Origin of the sequence: Bacillus sp. FSL W8-0640 (assembly GCF_038007725.1) — a bacterium.
Classification (GTDB): Bacteria; Bacillota; Bacilli; order Bacillales; family Bacillaceae_G; genus Bacillus_A; species Bacillus_A cereus.
On sequence record NZ_JBBOXT010000001.1, the window covers coordinates 1,001,747 to 1,020,364 of the forward strand.

Sequence of the window (18,618 nt, forward strand, 5' to 3'; positions counted from 1 at the left end):
CCTTCGTTTTTTAATTAAATTATACCATATATTAACATTTTAAATTTAAGCGGAGAGAAGGTCTTCTGCATTTCTTCTCCTTTTATTCATGACTAAAGTTAATAGGAGTAAAATTAAGCTTAAAAGTGCCATTATAATAAAAACTTGCGTATAACTATCAAAATAGTCACGAGCTATCCCAGCTAGGACAGGAATGAATCCGCCCATAATATATCCTCCTGATTGCATCATAGCAGTCCATGCACTTGCATCTTCTGAAGTTTTTGTTTCATATAGCGGCAGCATAAGAGCGAGTGGAAATACGCCGCCGAGCCCGATACCTAGTAAAATAGAAGGGATCCATGGTGTAGTTAGTGGGTAAATCATAAGCGATAAACCTACGATTACAAAGCATATACTCCCTAATAACCAAAGTGCTCTGTTTTTATAAATATCCGCTAATGTCGGAATTAAAAAGCTACATATCATTTGGATCACGGTAAAAACAGTTATAAGAGTACCTGCTTGCTCACTACTCACACCCATACTTTGATTTGCCGGCGCAAGCCAAGTCGTAATGGAATAAAAGATTCCTGATTGTAGCCCGAAAAGGATTGTAAATAACCATGCTTTTTTATTTCTTAAAGGCAATTTATTATTCTTTTTATTTTGTGTGCTCGTCTTCTTTTTTCGTTTCATAACAGGATACCAAAACATAATAGCGATAATAGTTAGTGCACCCCAAAAAGCGAGTGCCATATTCCAAGATCCTTTTAATACATGTTGTAAAGGGATTGTTAAACCTGCACTTAAAGAAGCGCCAGTTCCCATACCTACTGAATATATGCCAATCATTAAGCCAATTTTTGTAGGGAATTTTTCTTTAATAAAACCTGATAGTAAAGGACCTGCCAGTGCAATTCCAATACCGATAAATAAAGAACTCGCGAATAATGTGGAAATGGAAAAGGTAAAAGCTCTCATACATGTTGCCAAGCCGATTAAAATAAGACAAGTCATAATTGATTTTTCTGTCCCGTATTTTTTAATTACCTTCCCAGTCAGTAAGGCGAATGTCCCCATACAAAAAACAGGAATAGCTGTTAAAAAACTAACGGAAAAATTGCTTATATTTAAGTCTTGTCGGATTGTTTCTAATAAAGGTGAAACAGATGTAATTCCGATACGTAAATTAATGGAAACAAAAAATAGTGCTAGTATATACAAATAAGTTCGTTCTTGCTGTTTCAATTTCATTTTCTCCTTTCTTAAACATCAGATGTTATTGAGTATATCATCTGATGTTTTTGTGTAATAGATAAGGAGCTTATTTCAGCTCCAAATTTTGAACAGCGTATGTTCGCGCCTCTTCGGTATTTTGCTTTAAAATAGCTTGGAATAACTTTTCATGAATGCCAGAGTTGTCTTCATAGTTCGCTGTATGTAATATTAATTGACTTAAAATATGGCGAAGGGCAGGTACGAAAGATTGATACAAATCAAATAGAACTTCGTTTTTACTCGCCTTTGCAATGGCTAGATGAAACTGAATGTCTGCATCTATGTATGCTACATAATTTCCTTCTTGAAGGGCATTTTTTCTTTTATTCAAATGTCCTTTTAAATATAAAAGATCCTCTTCGCTTCGGCGTTGTGCCGCTAACATTGCTACTTCTTTATCTAACATATTTCGTGCTTCATACACATGATTTATATTAGCTGCTTGCAGTCTTTTTTCAAATGAATCTTGCGTTGTATTTAATGAGACAATACGAGTGCCTTGTCCTTGTCGAACTTCTAATACGCCAGCATGTACTAATATCTTTATACTCTCTCGCAGCGTTGAACGTCCTACCCCTAGCTCTTCCATTAATTGCGGCTCTGTAGGGAGGCGATCACCAACTTCATACTCGCCAGAAAAGATTTTCTCTTGTAGACGTTCCAATACTTCATCGACTAATTTTCGCCGAGAAACTTTTGAAAAGGATTTCTTTTCGTTCATATTCATCTGCTCATCTCCTGTTATATTCGTTTTTATGATAACCAATTTAAGTTGTGTTGACAATGTTATTTTTTAGGTAGTTGAAGCCGAGATACTAAAAGAGATTCTTTTATGGCATTCAATAACTCGTCAAAAACACTTTTCCTTTCGTTTTCTCAGCAGACTGTACAACATCAACGGCCGCTTTCACATCCGCTAATTCATACGTAGAATGGACTTTCATAAAACGTAATTGCTCATTTTCTACTAAGCGAATTAAGTGACGAAACGTTTCTTGCCATTTATATGGTGATACCTCTTTATTCCAATGTCGTAAATGAAATATGTTTGCGTGCACTTTTGCTTTTGTGACAATCTCGGCCCAGTTCACTTGTATTCCTGATAGAAGACCGATCGTTAAAAAATGCCCGTTTGGACATAAGGAGAAAGCTAATTCATTTCCATCCGGTCCTCCGATGGAATCAATCGCAGCATCCGCACCAATCCCGTTTGTTAATTCCATAACAGTTTCATAAAGCGGGGCAGTGGAAGTATCAATTACATATGCAGCACCAAGGCGCAGTAATTCTTCTGTATGCTTATTATTTCTTGTAACGGCAATTAATCGGAAATTTAAAATTTGGGATAACTGCGCAAATAGATGCCCAATAGCGGACCCACAAGCATTCACTAATAAAACGTCATTACTCTGTAAGTTTAACGTTTCTGTACAAGTAACCCACGCCGTAAGGGGATTAATATACATTTGTGCAGCTGTAAAGTTATCGATAGAATCAGGAATAGGAACTACAAAATCAGCTGGCGTCTTCACATATTCTTGCCAAGTACCTTCTCCGCGTAACGGTAAAACACGTTTACCGATAAGCTCTCTCGTAACGCCCGCGCCAACATCTTCTACAATACCAACACCTTCATAACCAGGTATGTTAGGTAACGGAATTCTATGTGCGTACGCTCCGGTAATGGGAATTAAGTCAGATGGATTAATCGGTCTAACTAGCATACGGACGAAAACTTCATTATCTTTCAGTGGTTCTATATTTTTATATTCAACTTGTAATACGTCTTTTGGATTGCCAAACTTATGAAATTGAATGCATGTTCCAAGCAAAGTAATTTGCCCCCTTAGTTTGATTGGGTTTATTATAGCATTTTTAGTTTGGGTGGTTACTTTGTTAGTGATAAATAGGGTTTTTAATTTACGTATTTATCAGAATTTTATAAAATGTGTATATAACTATAAAATGGGGGGATTTCTTCATGTGTACTAGTTTGACGTTACAAACTAAAAATTTCCAACATCTTTTTGCGAGAACAATGGATTTCACATTAGATATGAATCAGGAAGTAATAATCATTCCTCGGCGTTATCAGTGGAACAATATAACTGGTGAAACTATCCGAGCGAAAAAGGCTGTTGTCGGAATGGGAATTAATCATGAAGGAAGGGTCATTATGGCGGACGGAGTAAATGAAGCTGGTATGACGTGTGCCACTCTCTATTTCCCGGGATTCGCTACTTATAGTAACAGTATAGATAACCATAAAACGAATTTAGCGCCATTTGATTTTGTGGCTTGGAGCCTCACGCAATTTAATTCTGTTGAAGAGTTAAAAAAATCTGTTGATAACATTTCCCTTATAGATATACCATTACCAGTTTTAGGAATTACCCCACCGCTACATTGGATTTTAGCAGATAAATGGGGAGATTGTATTGTACTTGAGCCGACAACTGATGGACTAAAAATGTATGACAATCCATTAGGAGTGATGACTAATAGTCCGGAGTTTAATTGGCATTTACAAAATTTAAGACAATATATTGGACTTAAATCGCAGCCATTTGCGCCAACGGAGTGGGGAGATGTACCATTAAGTGCTTTTGGCCAAGGTTCAGGATCGATGGGACTTCCTGGAGATTTTACCCCGCCATCAAGATTTGTGCGGGCAGCATATGGCAAACAAAACATTCAAGGTATAGAGAACGAAGAAGAGGGGATATCGGCTATTTTTCATATCTTATCAAATTGTGAGGTTCCTAAAGGGGCAGTAATAACAGAAGACGGAACATTAGATAATACCATCTATACGAGTGCGATGTGTATGGAGTCTGGAACATATTATTACCATACTTACGATTGTAGACAAATTATAGCTATTCATTTATTCCATGAAAATTTAGATACAGCTGAGATTAAAATTTATCCGTTTCAGCGGAAACAAAAAATATTTTATGAAAACTGAAGCGCCCCTGAAAAAGTGAAACTAATAAAAACACCTCCATTTAATTTGCATACTTAGTATGCGAATTTAGGAGGTGTTTTTTATTATATGCCACTATTCGGATTCGTTTTATTTTTTACTTTTCTATTAAGCCGAAGCTCTCTTCATTCTCTCAAGTAAACTAGACAACACATGCGTACGATACGATTCTAGTTTTTTACCTTCATAAGTACGGATACCTAATTTTTTAAGTTCTTTTACATACCAACCTTTGCTTCCGAAATACATGTGATCGCTCCCCTTCAACTTTGTTTTATTTATTCTGATTGCATATGGAGGTACAGGTAATATAATGAAGGAAATGAATTTCGCGCGAAAATGGTTAACTTTGTTGCAAAAGACATATATACTAAAGATAGTATACAACGAGGTGGACAAGACGTGATTATAGAGAAGCACGAAATTCAAATTGACCAAATTACTAGCGGTAAAGTGAATATCTTTACTTTCTATCGAAATAGAAAGCAAATTGATGATCATTTTTTACGATTGCAAGAACCATCGCTTACAGCAAACTACTTCTTCCATTTTCATTTTGATGCAGAGAGCTTGCATCTACTACAGAAAGAGTTTCCGAGCGTATATCCGTACGACGGTAGTGAAACGATTCACGACTGGACGGAAAAGATGAAAGCAGAATTGCAACATCAGATCCAAACAGGTAAATGGAATAAACGCGTACGTATCGGTAATCGTATTCTAGATGTGGTGTTTACGTGGTGTGACGAAGATATAGTAGAGTGAAAAAGAAGCGGATGACGCTTCTTTTTTTAGCGCTGGAATAAAACGAGCTTACCTGCAGTAGATGTACAGCGATGTGTTTTTTCATACAATCCTTTTTCTTGTAAGATAGATTCACCTTTTACTTTCGCTTCTTTTTCAGTTGCCGCCTCGAATGATTCGTCTAATGCTTTTGAACCATCTTTTTCAAAGACTGTTAGAACGTATACTCCCATGAAAATTCCCTCCAATATTTAAAATCAGAATCTTATAATTATTTTGACATAAAATGCTACAATATGCAAAGAAATATATGACATTGCGTGGTAAAATAGAATGAAACTTTAATCATCAAGAATATTTTTATTCTCGATGATTATTAGTTTTCAGCGATTTTAATTTTGATAAAATGAAACTTTTGAAAGATAGAAAGGATCGTTATTTGTGAAACAAGTAAAGTTTATACATGCGGCTGATTTGCATTTGGATAGTCCGTTTAAAGGGATGGAGATGAATGTTACGCAGTCTGTGTGGGAGAGAATGAAGCAAAGTACGTTTGAATCATTTGAGCGTGTTGTTGATAAAGCGATTCAAGAGCGCGTTGATTTCGTATTACTAGCTGGGGATTTGTATGATGCGGAGACGAGAAGTTTGAGGGCGCAAGTGTTTGTGCGTGAGCAAATGAAGAGACTTTCGCAATACGATATCCCTGTTTTTATTATTCACGGTAACCATGATCATTTAGGGGGAAGCTGGGCAGCAATTGAGTTTTCGGAAAATGTTCATGTATTTACTGAGCCTTATGTAGAAGAGAAATCATTTTATAAAAATGGTGAGCTATTAGCTTCTATTTATGGTTTTAGTTATTTGCAGCAAGCGGTAACGGATAATATGACAGCGCAGTATACGAAAATGAGTGATGCGCCTTTTCATATTGGTATGCTTCACGGAAGTGTGGAAGGAGATGCAGAGCATAATCGCTATGCACCGTTTCAAATTCGTGAGTTGAAAGAAAAACAGTTTGATTATTGGGCTCTTGGCCATATACATAAACGTGAAATTTTATCAGAAGAACCATACATTATTTATCCAGGGAACATACAAGGTCGTCATCGTAAGGAAACAGGCGAGAAGGGTGCATACCTTATTGAACTTACGAAAAAAGGATCGCAGTGTTCATTTTTCCATACGGCAGATGTTGTATGGGACGAAATCGAGGTTGGTATTGATGGACTTGACACTGTTGATGAACTTATGACAAGCATATCTACTGCGATGAATGAATGCCGAAGAGAAGAGGAAGGTACGCTATTAACTGTCGTATTTACAGGACAAGGCCCACTTTCACCTTATTTGCGCGACGAAAAGCGTGTGGAAGAGATTTTTCACATTTTAGCATCTGGAGAAGAGCGAAAAGATTTCGTATATGCAATGAAGTGGAAAAATGAGACGGTTTCTTTTGCGGAAATCGAACGTTTGAAAGCGGAAAATCATTTCGTCGGTAGTGTGCTAAAGGAGTTAGAAGCTTTCACTAATATGGACGGAGTATTGCGCACTATTTGGACATCTCCTGTAGCGCGTAATAGTATTGAATCTTTTACAGAAGAAGAGAAGAAAGAGATTCAAAAGGAAGCAGAAAATATTATTTTAGAGCAATTATTCCAGCAAGAGAGGGATAAAAAATGAGAATTGAAAAACTCCATATTTATGGGTACGGAAAATTAGAAAATGTGGAAATGGATCTTTCCTTGCTGACAGTGTTATACGGTGAAAATGAAGCGGGGAAATCGACAATTCGCTCATTTATGAAAAGTATTTTATTCGGTTTTCCGACGAGAGGACAGCGCCGTTATGAGCCGAAAGAAGGCGGGAAGTATGGCGGTGCGATCACTGTGCAAACAGAGCAGTACGGTCGTTTGAAAATTGAGCGATTGCCAAAGACGGCAGCTGGCGAGGTGACCGTTTATTTTGAAGACGGGAAAACGGGCGGAGAAGAAATTTTAAACGATATATTAAGCGGGATGAATGAAAATTTATTTGAATCTGTCTTTTCATTTGATATGCATGGCCTTCAAAACATTCATCAGCTTGGCGAAGCAGATATTGGCAATTATTTATTTTCGGCAAGTGCAGTCGGAAGTGATGCGCTATTGCAGTTAGATAAAAAGCTAGAAAAAGAAATGGACCAGCGCTTCAAGCCGAGTGGTCGTAAACCAGAAATTAACGTGTCACTGCAAGAGATGAAGAAACTTGAAGAGAAGATGAAAGAGTGGCAAGGGAAAATTGGCACGTATGAAAAACAGGTCGAGCAGTTAAAAGAAAGTGAAGAGAAACTTGCTTCTGTTCGCGTGGAAAAAGAGAATGCAGAAAAGCGGAAGCAAGATTATGAAATATTAGCAGCGCTTGAGCCTCTCGTTATTGAAAAGCGTGCGCACGAGAAAGTGTTAGAGAACGAGAGCGGGCAGTTTCCTGTAAACGGAATGGCGCGTTATGAAGCAATTAAGGCGAAGATGGAGCCGCTTCAATTACAAGTTGATTCGCTCCACAAGAAAATTGAGACAGTGCAATCGGAAATTGCCTCGATTCAAATAGATGAAGAGTTTTTACAAAAAGAAAGTTATGTAGAAGAACTTCGTATGCAGCATATGTCTTACGAAAATGCACGCCAAGAAATGCGTGATTTGACAGGAAGTATTACGAATATAAAAGAAGAACTGGCAGAACTAGAGCAACAAATTGGTGCTACTTTTGAAAAGGAAACAGTTCTGTCGTTTGATATGAGTTTGGCAACGAAAGAGTTAATTACGCAAACAGTGCAAAAGGCGCGTGAATTAGAAACGCAAAAAGCACAGCTTGATGATCGTTTTAAAGTAGCGCAGGAGCAATTAGAAGAACAAGAAGAGAATATAAGACAGATTAAGCAACAAATGTTAGCGGATGAAGAGCGAAATGCGTTAGCTGAGAAAGAGAAGTCGTTCCAAGATGCGGCGTTTATCGGTATGGGCGCAGAGAGAATGAAGCGCAAGTACGAGGAAAAAGCAGGAGCGGCTATGCAAAAGAAAAAGCAGTGGCAAAGAGTTTGTCTTCTGTTACTCCTTATTAATACAGGCATTTTATTCACGAGCTTATTTATAGACAATCGCCCGCTTTTATTTATTAGTGTCATCGTATTTGTAGGGATTGTTCTCGCCCTTGTTTTATATAAAGATCCATCAAGCGGATTACAAGAAGAGCTTCTTACTCTTCAGCAAAGTGCCGGCGGGAGACAAAGTGAAGAAGCGATGTCTGTACGCTATGAGTTAGAAAAAGATGAAGAGATTCGGAAGTTATTTGAGCGCGAGTCTTATAAGTTACAGCAGTTGGAACGAGCGTATGATAAAGTCGTTTCATCGTATGAGGAATGGGAGAGAGAAACGTTCCAGGCGGGAGAACAAGTCGATGCATATAAAACGCGCTATATGTTTCCTGAATTTTATACGTATGCACACATATTGCCGGCGTTTGAGCGTATTGAAAAAATGCAGCAATTATATCGGGAGTTAGAGAAGCAAGGTACGCGAAAATCTTCATTATATGAAATGATTTCGCAATTTGAACATAAACTAGAAACTGTTATCGGTAGTGCGGAGTATAGTAAGCTACACGAGGCACAAAGCCGTATGCAAAATGAGAAAGAGAAGCGCCAAACTTGTAAGCAGTTAAAAGAAAAACTGGCGGAATGGCAAGAAGAATATGAGTTTATGCAAGAACAATTAAAGCAATTACTAATAGAACGAGATGGTTTATGGCATATTGCAGAGTCTACAGATGAAGAGATGTTTTTAGAAGCAGGTAAACTGGCGGAAAAACGTGAGGATGCAGAGAAACAAGTGGGGCGTTTATTACCGCAAATTGATCTGTTGGAACAGCGTTTAACGAGTTTATCATTAGCTGAACATTATGAAGCTGACGGTTATGAAGGAAAATTAAAGCAAGAAATTACAACTGTCCAAAACTGTCTTACGAAAGAGAAAGAACTGACAGAGCGTATTGCGAAACATCGTATGGAAATTGCGAATTTAGAAGAAGGTAGTACGTACGGCAATTTAATGCATGAATGGGAAATGAAAAAAGCGCAAGTGCGTGAACAAGTGAAGAAGTGGGCTGCTTATGCGGCCGCAAAGACAGTGTTAACGAAAACGAAGCACTATTATCATGAAGTTCATCTTCCTCGTATTTTACAAAAATCAGAAGAGTATTTCGTCTATTTAACAGGCGGACGCTATAGTAAAATCTTTTCACCGTCAGAGGCAGAACCGTTTATCGTTGAACGTAACGATGGTATGCGTTTTTACAGTCATGAACTAAGCCAAGCGACAGCGGAGCAGTTATATTTATCGCTGAGATTTGCACTCGCGAAAACATTCGAACATGATTATCCATTTATTATTGATGATAGTTTCGTGCATTTTGATGCGGTAAGGACGAATCGTACGATTGAACTTATAAAGGAAATTGCAAAGGATAGACAAGTCATATTCTTTACATGTCATGCGCATTTACTTGCGTATTTTCCAGAAAAACAGATTATAAAATTAACACATATGCGTAAAGAAAATGAGTTGTAGTGTGCTATACTAAAAGTAACTGATTTGGTGGAGGAATTCGAATGAAAAAGAAAATTGCAGAGTATGAAGTTGGTGAACAAGTCGATATTTTCTTGTTAATTAAAACAGCGACAAAAGGTATCGCAAGCAATGGAAAGCCATTTTTAACAGTAATCTTACAAGATCCAAGTGGAGATATTGAAGCGAAATTGTGGGACGTATCACCAGAAGTTGAGAAACAATATGTAGCGGAAACAATCGTGAAAGTAGCTGGTGATATTTTAAACTACAAAGGACGTATTCAATTACGTGTGAAACAAATTCGTGTTGCGAATGAAAATGAAGTAACAGACATCTCAGACTTCGTAGAAAAAGCACCAGTGAAAAAAGAAGATATGGTTGAGAAAATTACGCAATACATATTTGAAATGAGAAACCCGAACATTCAGCGTCTAACAAGACATTTATTAAATAAGCATCAAAACGAATTTTTAGACTATCCAGCAGCGACAAAGAACCATCACGAGTTCGTATCTGGACTAGCTTATCACGTCGTATCAATGCTTGATTTAGCGAAAGCTATTTCAAATCTATACCCATCTTTAGATAAAGACTTACTATATGCAGGCGTTATTTTACATGACCTTGGTAAAGTAATCGAACTATCTGGCCCAATTTCTACAACGTATACGTTAGAAGGAAATTTACTAGGCCACATTTCTATTATGGTGAACGAAATTGGTAAAGCAGCAGACGAATTGCAAATCGATGCAGAAGAAGTATTAATTCTTCAACACATCGTCCTTTCGCACCACGGAAAAGCGGAATGGGGTAGCCCAAAACCACCATTAGTAAAAGAAGCAGAAATTCTGCACTACATCGATAACTTAGATGCAAAAATGAACATGATGGACCGCGCATTAGGACGCACAAAACCAGGCGAATACACAGAGCGTGTCTTCGCACTTGATAATCGTTCGTTCTATAAGCCGACGTTCCATAATTAATAATGTGAATCAAATGGCCTCATTAAGTGGTAATAAGCTTAGTGGGGCTGTTGTATAATGATAATAAAGTTATTGAATTTTGATTATTAAAAAGCTAAGAGCCTTACTACATTCTACGTAGCAAGGCTCTTTAAAGTTGTTTCAAATTACATCCATCTGTTCGTTCAAGTGTAACTATTCGCAATTATTTGATATTATATAGGTGAATAGAAAGATACATTAAAAATTAGTTTCGTAGTTGTAAAAGGAGGTTATTTATATTATTCTCTTATAATTTTCCAAAAGGGAGAGTTTATGAAAAAGATTATTGTTTTTGTATTAACGATATTTATATTATTCTCAGGATTCGCAACACAAAGTTATGCGTTGTCAGATTCGCAATCTGCGGCAATACAAGCGTTGCTAGATGATGCCTGTCGTATATCAGGTGTGCCGGGAATGTCAATCTCAATACTTGCTGATGATGAAGTGTTCTACTTTTCTTCAGGGTATGCAGACCGTGAAAAGGGGTTGTCTGCAAGTGAAAATACACTCTATGAGTTAGCCTCGGTCAGTAAAGCTTTTACCGGTATGGGTATTATGCTATTGGAAGAGCAAGGGCTGCTCTCAATGACTGACCCTGTCCAAAAATATTTACCTTGGTTTACATTAAAGTATCAAGGGAAACCTGTTGATATGCAAAGTCTTACACTAAATAACTTTCTTCACCATACCAGTGGTCTAACAAATATTAGGCATCTTCAAAATATTCCACAAGGCAATACACCGGATATGTTGCAAAAGACTGTGGAAATGCTCGTTGATGCTGAATTGGCGTTCCCTCCCGGTGAACAGTATAACTATGGAACCGTTAATTATGACGTATTGGGTTTGGTTATTGAGATTGTGTCGCGACAAAGCTATGAAGACTTTATGAAGGAACAGGTATTTCAGCCGCTAGGTCTTCACCAGACGTATGTTTATAAAGAAGATGCTCAAGCTACTGGACAGTTGGCACAGGGCTACCGTTCTTCCTTTTTTATGACAACTCCATTTAAAGCTCCGGATTATGCTGGGAATAAACCCGCAGGCTACATCATTTCTAATACAAAAGATATGGCTCGTTGGCTGGGCATACAGATGGGTATCGTGCAGGACATACCCGAAATATTTCACACGGTTATCGAAAAATCACATAGGGGTGATATGTCTGTTTCGGCTGTCAACGGTATGTATTATGCGGCAGGTTGGTCCGTAAATGCCGAACAAACGATTATAGAACACACTGGGGGCAATCCAAATTTCAGAACCGAAGTAGTCATACTGCCAAATGAACGAACAGCCGTCTCCTTACTGAGCAACGGCACAAATACCAATACAAACATGGTACTAAAAGTTAAAGATATATTAGAAGGCAATCTAACTCAGTCATATGAAATAAGCGGCACACAGCTTTTGGATATCATTTTGTCGTCTATCACAATTATTTTTTGCCTATTGGCCGTTTTGCTATTTCTCTTAGGATTACGCAGAAGGAGAACGAATGAGCGACAGCCAATGACAAAAAAGAGAATAACCGTAACAGTTATTTTCCTGATCGCTACGATTGCTCTGGGTATACTGTGCTGCGCTTTCGATTGGTCAACAATACTTATGTGGCAAACATATAGTGTTCTTACAGCTTTGATTTCGTCAGCATTATTAACAGCAAGCATTACATGGTTTGTATACACTTACCGATAAAATACCTTGCTCCTAAGATAAGCATAATGTTAAGTCATTAAAGTCCGATTGGTGAGGGCTGATAATCAGTGGGGGGTGAAGAAAACCCCCACTGATTAAAGTTTCACTTTATTAAAAATGAAATAAAATAGTTAAGAAGTACGCATGGGTGTAACGAAGAACTAATAAAACATATCTTGCCACTAGAATGGGGGCATATCAACTTTTAAATTGAGTACCGCCAGCATTTCAGAAAAAATATGTTAAGCAAAAAATACAATAAGCTGTCCATATGGGCAGCTTATTTACATAATTCTCGATATTGGAAGTTGATTAATATCAGTTCATTTGTTTTTCGAAAGGAGTTATTTTGTTCGTTCAAAGATAATATCAAAGTAATTCGCGTACCCCATAGTTGGTGGCGCAAATAGTTGATTTTATAGGGGGAAAACCTGTAACTAAAGCCTAACATAGGTGTTTTTGTTTAAATTTTGCTTAATTCTCACTAGTAATTAACTAAAAATTTAGAAATCGTTATATAATGAATTTAATTTAAAATTAGGAGTGATTAAATTGCCAGATATGATAAACCTCGTTCTTTTCATCATTATAGCGAGGTGTTAAAACTTCTAATAGAAAGCATATTCGATTAAGAAAGAAGGGGTAGTTATGAAAACTAGTGAAGAAACGCATTGGCAAAGGTTTAAACGTAAGAGTAAATCCCCGAAAGAGTGGTTAAAGAAAGTATACGAATTTTTTATTAATGAACACGTATGGGATGCTATCTTTAAAGTGTTCCTTAAACTAGTATGGGCAGTAAAAGGTATGGGGAAAAGCTTGAAACGGGTAATAGAAAACATATTCAATTAAATTCTATTCTTTTATAATTTCCTCATACGATCGATAATTTCCAATAAATTTGTTTTATATAATGGAGTGTGAATACGACAGTTGATACAGCAATGGCTATAATACCTATATGTGCGTAAAAATTGAAGTAATCATATTTCTGGAAGAAAAATTCAAGGACAGGAAATAAAAGAGTAAGACTAGCAAGTAATATTAATTGTTCTTTTTTCATTATCATGCCTCCTTCTTTGTATAATTCAGCATTGATAGAAACAATTCCTATATGAATATCCTATACATGATCAGTTAACATAACGTCCTATTATCGGTAGCAAGGAAAAAGGAGGAACCCTGCTCTCACAAGGGAACCTCCTTTTTTTGTTCTATCAATCTATGCAATCTTTTATACATTCCTATTCTTGTGCGGTTTTAGGGTTCTTGTCTGCTATTGGATTAACGAAAAAACTGTATAAAATCTCGCATACTCTTAGCGTGTTTTTTTCAAAAATGCTGGCGATATCTCACATCCATCAACTTATGAATTTTATAATGTCCTCAAACCAAGAATTTCTCGTGTTTTTAGTCCAAAATGTTATTTAATAAAAAAATATCTCGAATTTGAGATAAATTACTTGCTTTTTAATCACTTGAGTTGTAAAGTGATAGTAACGAAAGCGATTGAGTCATATGAAAAACATACACTCAGTTGTTTTCGAGTTAAAAACGAAAGTAACTTATGCAGTAAAAACCAAGATGAATTTACAAAAACATAATGAGAATAAATTGAACAGCTAAAAAACATATTATTTTTTTATCATCACTTGACTAGTAAAACGAAGTGGAGGAATTATCAATGTATGAAATTAAAGGGCATCATCACATTTCAATGGTTACAAAAAACGGAAGTGAGAATAACCATTTTTATAAAAACGTGCTTGGTTTACGCCGTGTGAAAATGACGGTAAACCAAGATGATCCATCGATGTATCACTTATTTTACGGAGATAGAACAGGGAGCCCAGGTACGGAACTATCATTTTTTGAAATGCCTTTAGTAGGAAAAACGTACCGTGGTACGAATGCAATTACGCGAATTGGCTTACTCGTTCCGTCAGAGGAAAGTTTACATTACTGGAAAGAACGATTTGAGAAATTTGGTGTAAAACATAGTGAAATAACAACATATGCAAATCGTCCTGCTTTGCAATTTGAGGATGCGGAAAGTCTTCGTCTCGTGCTACTCGTTTCAAATGGAGAAAAAGTGGAGCACTGGGAAACGTGGGAGAAATCAGAAGTTCCTGCAAAGCATCAAATTCAAGGAATGGGTTCAGTGGAAATGACAGTGCGTAGACTTGATAAACTGGCGAGTACATTAACAGATATATTTGGTTATACAGAAGTTAGCCGAAGTGACGAAGAAGCGATTTTCCAGTCTATTAAAGGAGAAGCCTTCGGAGAAATCGTTGTGAAATATTTAGATGGTCCTACTGAAAAACCGGGCCGCGGTAGCATTCACCATTTAGCAATTCGCGTGAAAAACGATGCAGAGCTTGCCTATTGGGAAGAACAAGTGAAACAAAGAGGCTTCCATTCTTCAGGAATCATTGACCGTTTCTATTTTAAAAGCTTATATTTCCGTGAATCAAACGGAATCCTATTTGAAATTGCGACAGATGGACCAGGGTTTACAGTTGATGGAGATGTAGAACATTTAGGAGAAAAACTTGATTTACCACCGTTCTTAGAAAATCAGCGTGCAGAGATTGAAGCAAATTTAGCACCTATTGAAGAGAAAATATAAAATTTAAAACCATTGGAGGAATATAAAATGAACCAATTAAAAGGAATTCACCACGTTACAGCGATTACAAGTAGTGCAGAAAAAAACTATGAGTTTTTCACTCACGTTTTAGGAATGCGTTTAGTTAAAAAAACAGTAAACCAAGATGACATTCAAACGTATCATTTATTCTTTGCAGATGATAAAGGTAGTGCAGGAACAGATATGACATTCTTTGACTTCCCAGGTATTCCAAAAGGAGTACACGGTACGAATGAAATTTCAAAAACTTCATTCCGTGTTCCAACTGATGCAGCATTAGAGTATTGGGTGAAACGCTTTGACCGTCTTGAAGTAGAACATACAGGAATTAAAGAGCAATTTGGTAAGAAAACTCTTTCTTTCGTTGACTTTGATGACCAACACTATCAATTAATCTCAGATGAACTTGATAAAGGGATCGAATCAGGTACACCATGGCAAAACGGACCAGTTCCATTAGAATATGCAATTACTGGTTTAGGCCCTGTATTCATCCGTATTGCAAACTTTAGTTTCTTCAAAGAAGTGCTAGAAAAAGTTTTATTATTTAAAGAGGTTGCGCAAGAAGGAGAATTCTATTTATTTGAAGTGAATAAAGGTGGAAACGGTGCTTCTGTCATTGTAGAACATAATACGGTTCTTCCAGAAGCACGACAAGGTTTTGGTACGGTTCACCATGCTGCATTCCGCGTAGAAGATCGCACTGTATTAGAAGAATGGATTGAGAGAATCAGTAGCGTAGGACTTCCTTCATCTGGCTATGTAGACCGTCACTTCTTCGAATCATTATACGCAAGAGTTGCACCACAAATCTTATTTGAATTTGCAACAGACGGCCCAGGATTTATGGGAGATGAGCCATACGAAACACTTGGCGAAAAATTATCTTTACCTCCATTCCTAGAGCCAAAACGTGAAGAAATTGAAAAATTAGTTCGTCCAATTGATACAGTGAGAAGTACGAAGGAATTTATTAAAGAGTAAAAATAGAGATAGTAAGTAGGAGAGCAAGTAGTTTTAGCGGAGTGCTGGAACTGCTTGCTTTTTTATTTATCCTAGTAAGTTTTCTGACAATTATTTCTCAAGTTATCAAAAAAGGAAAACTTTGGTATAATTAATTAAAATATTAAATTTTCTGATAATTATTTTTCAATACATAGAAAAGGAGTGGTAATATACAATTTTAATAATTGTATAAAAATCCTAATTTTGTAATTTTGGAGAAAAGGAGATGCGAGTGTATGGGAGCAGATGTAGTAACGCGGGAGCAAATGAAACATTCTTTAGATGATTGGTATCGTGTAATGTTGCAGCAAAATATAGAGAAAGCTATGGAAATGAAAGAGGAGATTGAAAGTAAGATTAGTGGGGTGGACGTGGATCAGGATGTATTGCTTTATCATGCGTTGTTGAATTTTAGGTATCAAGTTTTGAATGATTGGGTTTCCATTAAAGAAGGTCACTTTAATCAAGTAGAACCTTTTGAAGTTCCGCAAGAAGGTTTGCTAGCTTATTATTATCATTTGTTTAAAGCGCTTTATTTTAGAATGGTTGAAAATTATGAGGAAGCTAGTAAAGAATTTGAACAGGCAGAAAAATTATTAGAATATATTCAAAATCCTTGTGAAAAAGCAGAATTTAATTATCGTTTAGGTGAATTTTACTATCATACATACCAGGAAGTGAAAGCTATTCACCATATTCAAAAAGCGAAAGAAGAATTTATAAATCATCCTGAGTACCAAATTAATGTTGCATTATGTGAAAATATATATGGTTTATGTTGCGTGGAATTAAAGCAATTTGAATTAGCTGAAGAAAGTTTTAATATTGCTTTAGATGTATTCCAAAGATTAAATCATAAAAAGTACGTTCTGATGATTAGAAACAATTTAGGTTGGTTATATGGTACTCAAAATCTATCTGATTTAGCCATTCGTCATGCTTCTGAAGTTGCTGAGAAATTACCTAAACATTATAAAGCGATTTTTACAGTGGCTGAAGAGTATTGGAAATTGGGTGAAATTGAGTTAGCGCAAAAATATATTGCGATGGGAATTGAAACATGTAACGAATTAAAAAATAAAGAATTTCAATATCGTTTTATGATATTGGAAGAATTGAATAAGGGCTCTAATGCAAATGAAATGGAGAAAATTGTATTAGAAAGCATTTCGTATTTTGAAAGTAAAAATCTGTTAGAATGTATAAAAGAATACAGTGAAAAATTGGCAATGCAATTTTATGAAGAAGGTAATCATATCAAAGCAAGTAAATATTTTTATATAAATAATAAGGCGAATAAAAAATATTTAGAAAAGGGAGCTTTGAAATAATGAAAAAACTTAGCAAATTAATAGCGGGATTAGCAATTTTGGGGGCTTTAGCCATAGGATTAAACAGCTCTACTGAATCTAATCAATACGCTAGTCGAGGAGATACGGGTGGAGCACCAGCAAGACCAGACTACGTTAACATTGGTGACACAGGCGGAGCACCAGCAGATAATAAAGGCGACGGCGGAGTAAGCCAACTATAATAACAAAGAAAGGGACTTCAACATGAAGTCCCTTTTTCTATTTTCAGGCCATGTAGAGAAAAGAATTGACTTACTTTAAATATGTAACTATAATAGTTACAGAATAACCATTAGTAATAGAAATGAGTTATATTTTTTTAGTATAATTGTAACTGTTCTAGTTACAATTAAAAAGAGAACATAAAACAACCAAAAAATGTAAAAACTTTAAATAGCAACTCAAGAAAGGAGACGGGAACTTTGAAACGGTTTAAGTTTTATTTGATTAGCGGTATTGTGCTTGTTTTGCTTATCGTATGTAACTTCGTTGAGAAGCCGATTGCGAAGGTTGAAGAAGTGAAAGATACTGTTATGATGAAGCTGAATACGAAAGAGAGTATGGCGCAAATTGATGGGCAGACGATTTATTTTAAGCAAATTGGTGAGGGGAAACCTCCGTTACTCATGTTGCATGGGTTTGGTGGTTCTTCTGATGGGTTTAGTGATATTTATCCGGAACTAGTGCGAGATCATACGATTATTGCGGTTGATATTTTAGGGTTTGGGCGTTCTTCTAAGCCGGTTGATTTTCAGTATTCGTTTCCTGCGCAAGTGAATTTATATTATAAGTTAATGAAGAAGCTTGGATACGATCAGTTTGCGGTGCTCGGCCATTCAATGGGCGGAGAGATGTCCCTTAATTTAGCGTATTTATATCCGGATGCAGTGACGCATCTCATCTTGGCGGATGCTACAGGGATAGAGTCTTTCCAGCAAAAAGAAAGTTATGAAGTACCACCGCTATCGACGGACTTACAAACTGTAACTGAGATTACGAAGTATAATAAAAATGAAGTAAAAAATAGTCGTGATGATAAAGAGCATTATGATCAGCTTACGAAAATGCGAGAGCGCCGCATTGCGATGGAAGCTGATAAAATTAAGGTACCGACTTTAATTATATGGGGACGACATGATAAGAGTGTTTCGTGGAAAAATGGTGAACTGTATCATGGGCTATTTGCGAATAGTACGTTTCATATTATTGAAAAAGGATACCACGCACCGTTTCGTCAGGAACCAATTGAGTTTATGGAATATGTACAAGCATTTTTCGTGAAGCATCCACAATAAAAATTTTAAGCATA

General features: G+C 36.5%; 18 protein-coding genes. 12 read left to right on the forward strand and 6 right to left on the reverse strand.

Annotated features, from left to right (window positions below):
- Positions 1-45 precede the first annotated feature (45 nt).
- From N2V80_RS05255 to N2V80_RS05265, 3 genes are all read right to left on the reverse strand, one after another.
- Positions 46-1,236: an MFS transporter gene (locus N2V80_RS05255; protein ID WP_061655419.1), complete on the reverse strand. Its 1,191-nt coding sequence runs from the start codon at positions 1,234-1,236 to the stop codon at positions 46-48.
- A gap of 70 nt (positions 1,237-1,306) precedes the next feature.
- Complete coding sequence (locus N2V80_RS05260) at positions 1,307-1,987, reverse strand: FadR/GntR family transcriptional regulator (protein ID WP_001056899.1); 681 nt, start codon at positions 1,985-1,987, stop codon at positions 1,307-1,309.
- 112 nt (positions 1,988-2,099) lie between these two features.
- Positions 2,100-3,092, reverse strand: coding sequence for a zinc-dependent alcohol dehydrogenase family protein (locus N2V80_RS05265; RefSeq protein WP_061655420.1), 993 nt, complete (start codon positions 3,090-3,092; stop codon positions 2,100-2,102).
- Positions 3,093-3,241: 149 nt separating this feature from the next.
- On the opposite strand from N2V80_RS05265, the gene N2V80_RS05270 reads away from it, so the two are divergent.
- Positions 3,242-4,228, forward strand: coding sequence for a choloylglycine hydrolase family protein (locus N2V80_RS05270; protein ID WP_061655421.1), 987 nt, complete (start codon positions 3,242-3,244; stop codon positions 4,226-4,228).
- A 126-nt stretch (positions 4,229-4,354) separates the two neighbouring features.
- Here N2V80_RS05270 and N2V80_RS05275 read toward each other — a convergent pair whose 3' ends face one another.
- On the reverse strand, positions 4,355-4,495 hold the full coding sequence (locus tag N2V80_RS05275) for a YflJ family protein (RefSeq protein WP_000273537.1): 141 nt from the start codon (positions 4,493-4,495) through the stop codon (positions 4,355-4,357).
- Between the two features lie 153 nt (positions 4,496-4,648).
- Here N2V80_RS05275 and N2V80_RS05280 point away from each other — a divergent pair, with 153 nt between their 5' ends.
- Positions 4,649-5,011, forward strand: coding sequence for a hypothetical protein (locus N2V80_RS05280; RefSeq protein ID WP_000582785.1), 363 nt, complete (start codon positions 4,649-4,651; stop codon positions 5,009-5,011).
- Positions 5,012-5,037: 26 nt separating this feature from the next.
- Here N2V80_RS05280 and N2V80_RS05285 read toward each other — a convergent pair whose 3' ends face one another.
- On the reverse strand, positions 5,038-5,223 hold the full coding sequence (locus N2V80_RS05285) for a YhzD family protein (RefSeq protein ID WP_000539557.1): 186 nt from the start codon (positions 5,221-5,223) through the stop codon (positions 5,038-5,040).
- Between the two features lie 208 nt (positions 5,224-5,431).
- Here N2V80_RS05285 and N2V80_RS05290 point away from each other — a divergent pair, with 208 nt between their 5' ends.
- The 5 genes from N2V80_RS05290 to N2V80_RS05310 all read left to right on the forward strand — a co-directional run bounded on the left by N2V80_RS05290 (position 5,432) and on the right by N2V80_RS05310 (position 13,151).
- Positions 5,432-6,673, forward strand: a complete 1,242-nt coding sequence (locus N2V80_RS05290) for a metallophosphoesterase family protein (protein WP_061655422.1) — start codon at positions 5,432-5,434, stop codon at positions 6,671-6,673.
- Positions 6,670-9,594 (forward strand): ATP-binding protein, encoded by a 2,925-nt coding sequence (locus N2V80_RS05295; RefSeq protein ID WP_061655423.1) that lies wholly within the window; start codon positions 6,670-6,672, stop codon positions 9,592-9,594. Before N2V80_RS05290 ends, N2V80_RS05295 begins: the two co-directional genes overlap by 4 nt.
- Before the next feature lie 41 nt (positions 9,595-9,635).
- On the forward strand, positions 9,636-10,580 hold the full coding sequence (gene yhaM / locus N2V80_RS05300; protein ID WP_000726639.1) for a 3'-5' exoribonuclease YhaM: 945 nt from the start codon (positions 9,636-9,638) through the stop codon (positions 10,578-10,580).
- Between the two features lie 294 nt (positions 10,581-10,874).
- Positions 10,875-12,302, forward strand: coding sequence for a serine hydrolase domain-containing protein (locus N2V80_RS05305; RefSeq protein ID WP_061655424.1), 1,428 nt, complete (start codon positions 10,875-10,877; stop codon positions 12,300-12,302).
- A gap of 648 nt (positions 12,303-12,950) precedes the next feature.
- Complete coding sequence (locus N2V80_RS05310) at positions 12,951-13,151, forward strand: hypothetical protein (RefSeq protein WP_000858032.1); 201 nt, start codon at positions 12,951-12,953, stop codon at positions 13,149-13,151.
- Between the two features lie 22 nt (positions 13,152-13,173).
- Here the strand turns inward: N2V80_RS05310 and N2V80_RS05315 are convergent, their stop codons facing one another.
- Positions 13,174-13,362: a hypothetical protein gene (locus tag N2V80_RS05315; RefSeq protein WP_061655425.1), complete on the reverse strand. Its 189-nt coding sequence runs from the start codon at positions 13,360-13,362 to the stop codon at positions 13,174-13,176.
- A gap of 621 nt (positions 13,363-13,983) precedes the next feature.
- Here N2V80_RS05315 and N2V80_RS05320 point away from each other — a divergent pair.
- From N2V80_RS05320 to N2V80_RS05340, 5 genes are all read left to right on the forward strand, one after another.
- Positions 13,984-14,931 (forward strand): ring-cleaving dioxygenase, encoded by a 948-nt coding sequence (locus tag N2V80_RS05320; protein ID WP_061655426.1) that lies wholly within the window; start codon positions 13,984-13,986, stop codon positions 14,929-14,931.
- A gap of 27 nt (positions 14,932-14,958) precedes the next feature.
- Complete coding sequence (locus N2V80_RS05325; RefSeq protein ID WP_061655427.1) at positions 14,959-15,936, forward strand: ring-cleaving dioxygenase; 978 nt, start codon at positions 14,959-14,961, stop codon at positions 15,934-15,936.
- A 257-nt stretch (positions 15,937-16,193) separates the two neighbouring features.
- Positions 16,194-17,288, forward strand: a complete 1,095-nt coding sequence (locus N2V80_RS05330; protein WP_061655428.1) for a response regulator aspartate phosphatase — start codon at positions 16,194-16,196, stop codon at positions 17,286-17,288.
- Positions 17,288-17,491, forward strand: a complete 204-nt coding sequence (locus N2V80_RS05335; protein ID WP_053513543.1) for a Phr family secreted Rap phosphatase inhibitor — start codon at positions 17,288-17,290, stop codon at positions 17,489-17,491. The genes N2V80_RS05330 and N2V80_RS05335 overlap by 1 nt, the downstream gene beginning before the upstream one ends.
- A 240-nt stretch (positions 17,492-17,731) precedes the next feature.
- Positions 17,732-18,604 carry an alpha/beta fold hydrolase gene (locus N2V80_RS05340; protein WP_061655429.1) on the forward strand — a complete coding sequence of 291 codons (873 nt, stop codon included), beginning with the start codon at positions 17,732-17,734 and terminating at the stop codon, positions 18,602-18,604.
- The last annotated feature ends 14 nt before the right edge of the window (positions 18,605-18,618 follow it).

Bases quoted from the DNA above. Each gene is read 5' to 3' on its own strand.
- N2V80_RS05315 (WP_061655425.1), bottom strand. From the start codon at position 13,362: ATGAAAAAAGAACAATTAATATTACTTGCTAGTCTTACTCTTTTATTT.
- N2V80_RS05285 (WP_000539557.1), bottom strand. From the start codon at position 5,223: ATGGGAGTATACGTTCTAACAGTCTTTGAAAAAGATGGTTCAAAAGCA.
- N2V80_RS05325 (WP_061655427.1), top strand. From the start codon at position 14,959: ATGAACCAATTAAAAGGAATTCACCACGTTACAGCGATTACAAGTAGT.
- N2V80_RS05260 (WP_001056899.1), bottom strand. From the start codon at position 1,987: ATGAATATGAACGAAAAGAAATCCTTTTCAAAAGTTTCTCGGCGAAAA.
- N2V80_RS05295 (WP_061655423.1), top strand. From the start codon at position 6,670: ATGAGAATTGAAAAACTCCATATTTATGGGTACGGAAAATTAGAAAAT.
- N2V80_RS05335 (WP_053513543.1), top strand. From the start codon at position 17,288: ATGAAAAAACTTAGCAAATTAATAGCGGGATTAGCAATTTTGGGGGCT.
- N2V80_RS05270 (WP_061655421.1), top strand. From the start codon at position 3,242: ATGTGTACTAGTTTGACGTTACAAACTAAAAATTTCCAACATCTTTTT.
- N2V80_RS05305 (WP_061655424.1), top strand. From the start codon at position 10,875: ATGAAAAAGATTATTGTTTTTGTATTAACGATATTTATATTATTCTCA.
- N2V80_RS05320 (WP_061655426.1), top strand. From the start codon at position 13,984: ATGTATGAAATTAAAGGGCATCATCACATTTCAATGGTTACAAAAAAC.
- N2V80_RS05310 (WP_000858032.1), top strand. From the start codon at position 12,951: ATGAAAACTAGTGAAGAAACGCATTGGCAAAGGTTTAAACGTAAGAGT.
- N2V80_RS05330 (WP_061655428.1), top strand. From the start codon at position 16,194: ATGGGAGCAGATGTAGTAACGCGGGAGCAAATGAAACATTCTTTAGAT.
- yhaM (WP_000726639.1), top strand. From the start codon at position 9,636: ATGAAAAAGAAAATTGCAGAGTATGAAGTTGGTGAACAAGTCGATATT.
- N2V80_RS05255 (WP_061655419.1), bottom strand. From the start codon at position 1,236: ATGAAATTGAAACAGCAAGAACGAACTTATTTGTATATACTAGCACTA.
- N2V80_RS05275 (WP_000273537.1), bottom strand. From the start codon at position 4,495: ATGTATTTCGGAAGCAAAGGTTGGTATGTAAAAGAACTTAAAAAATTA.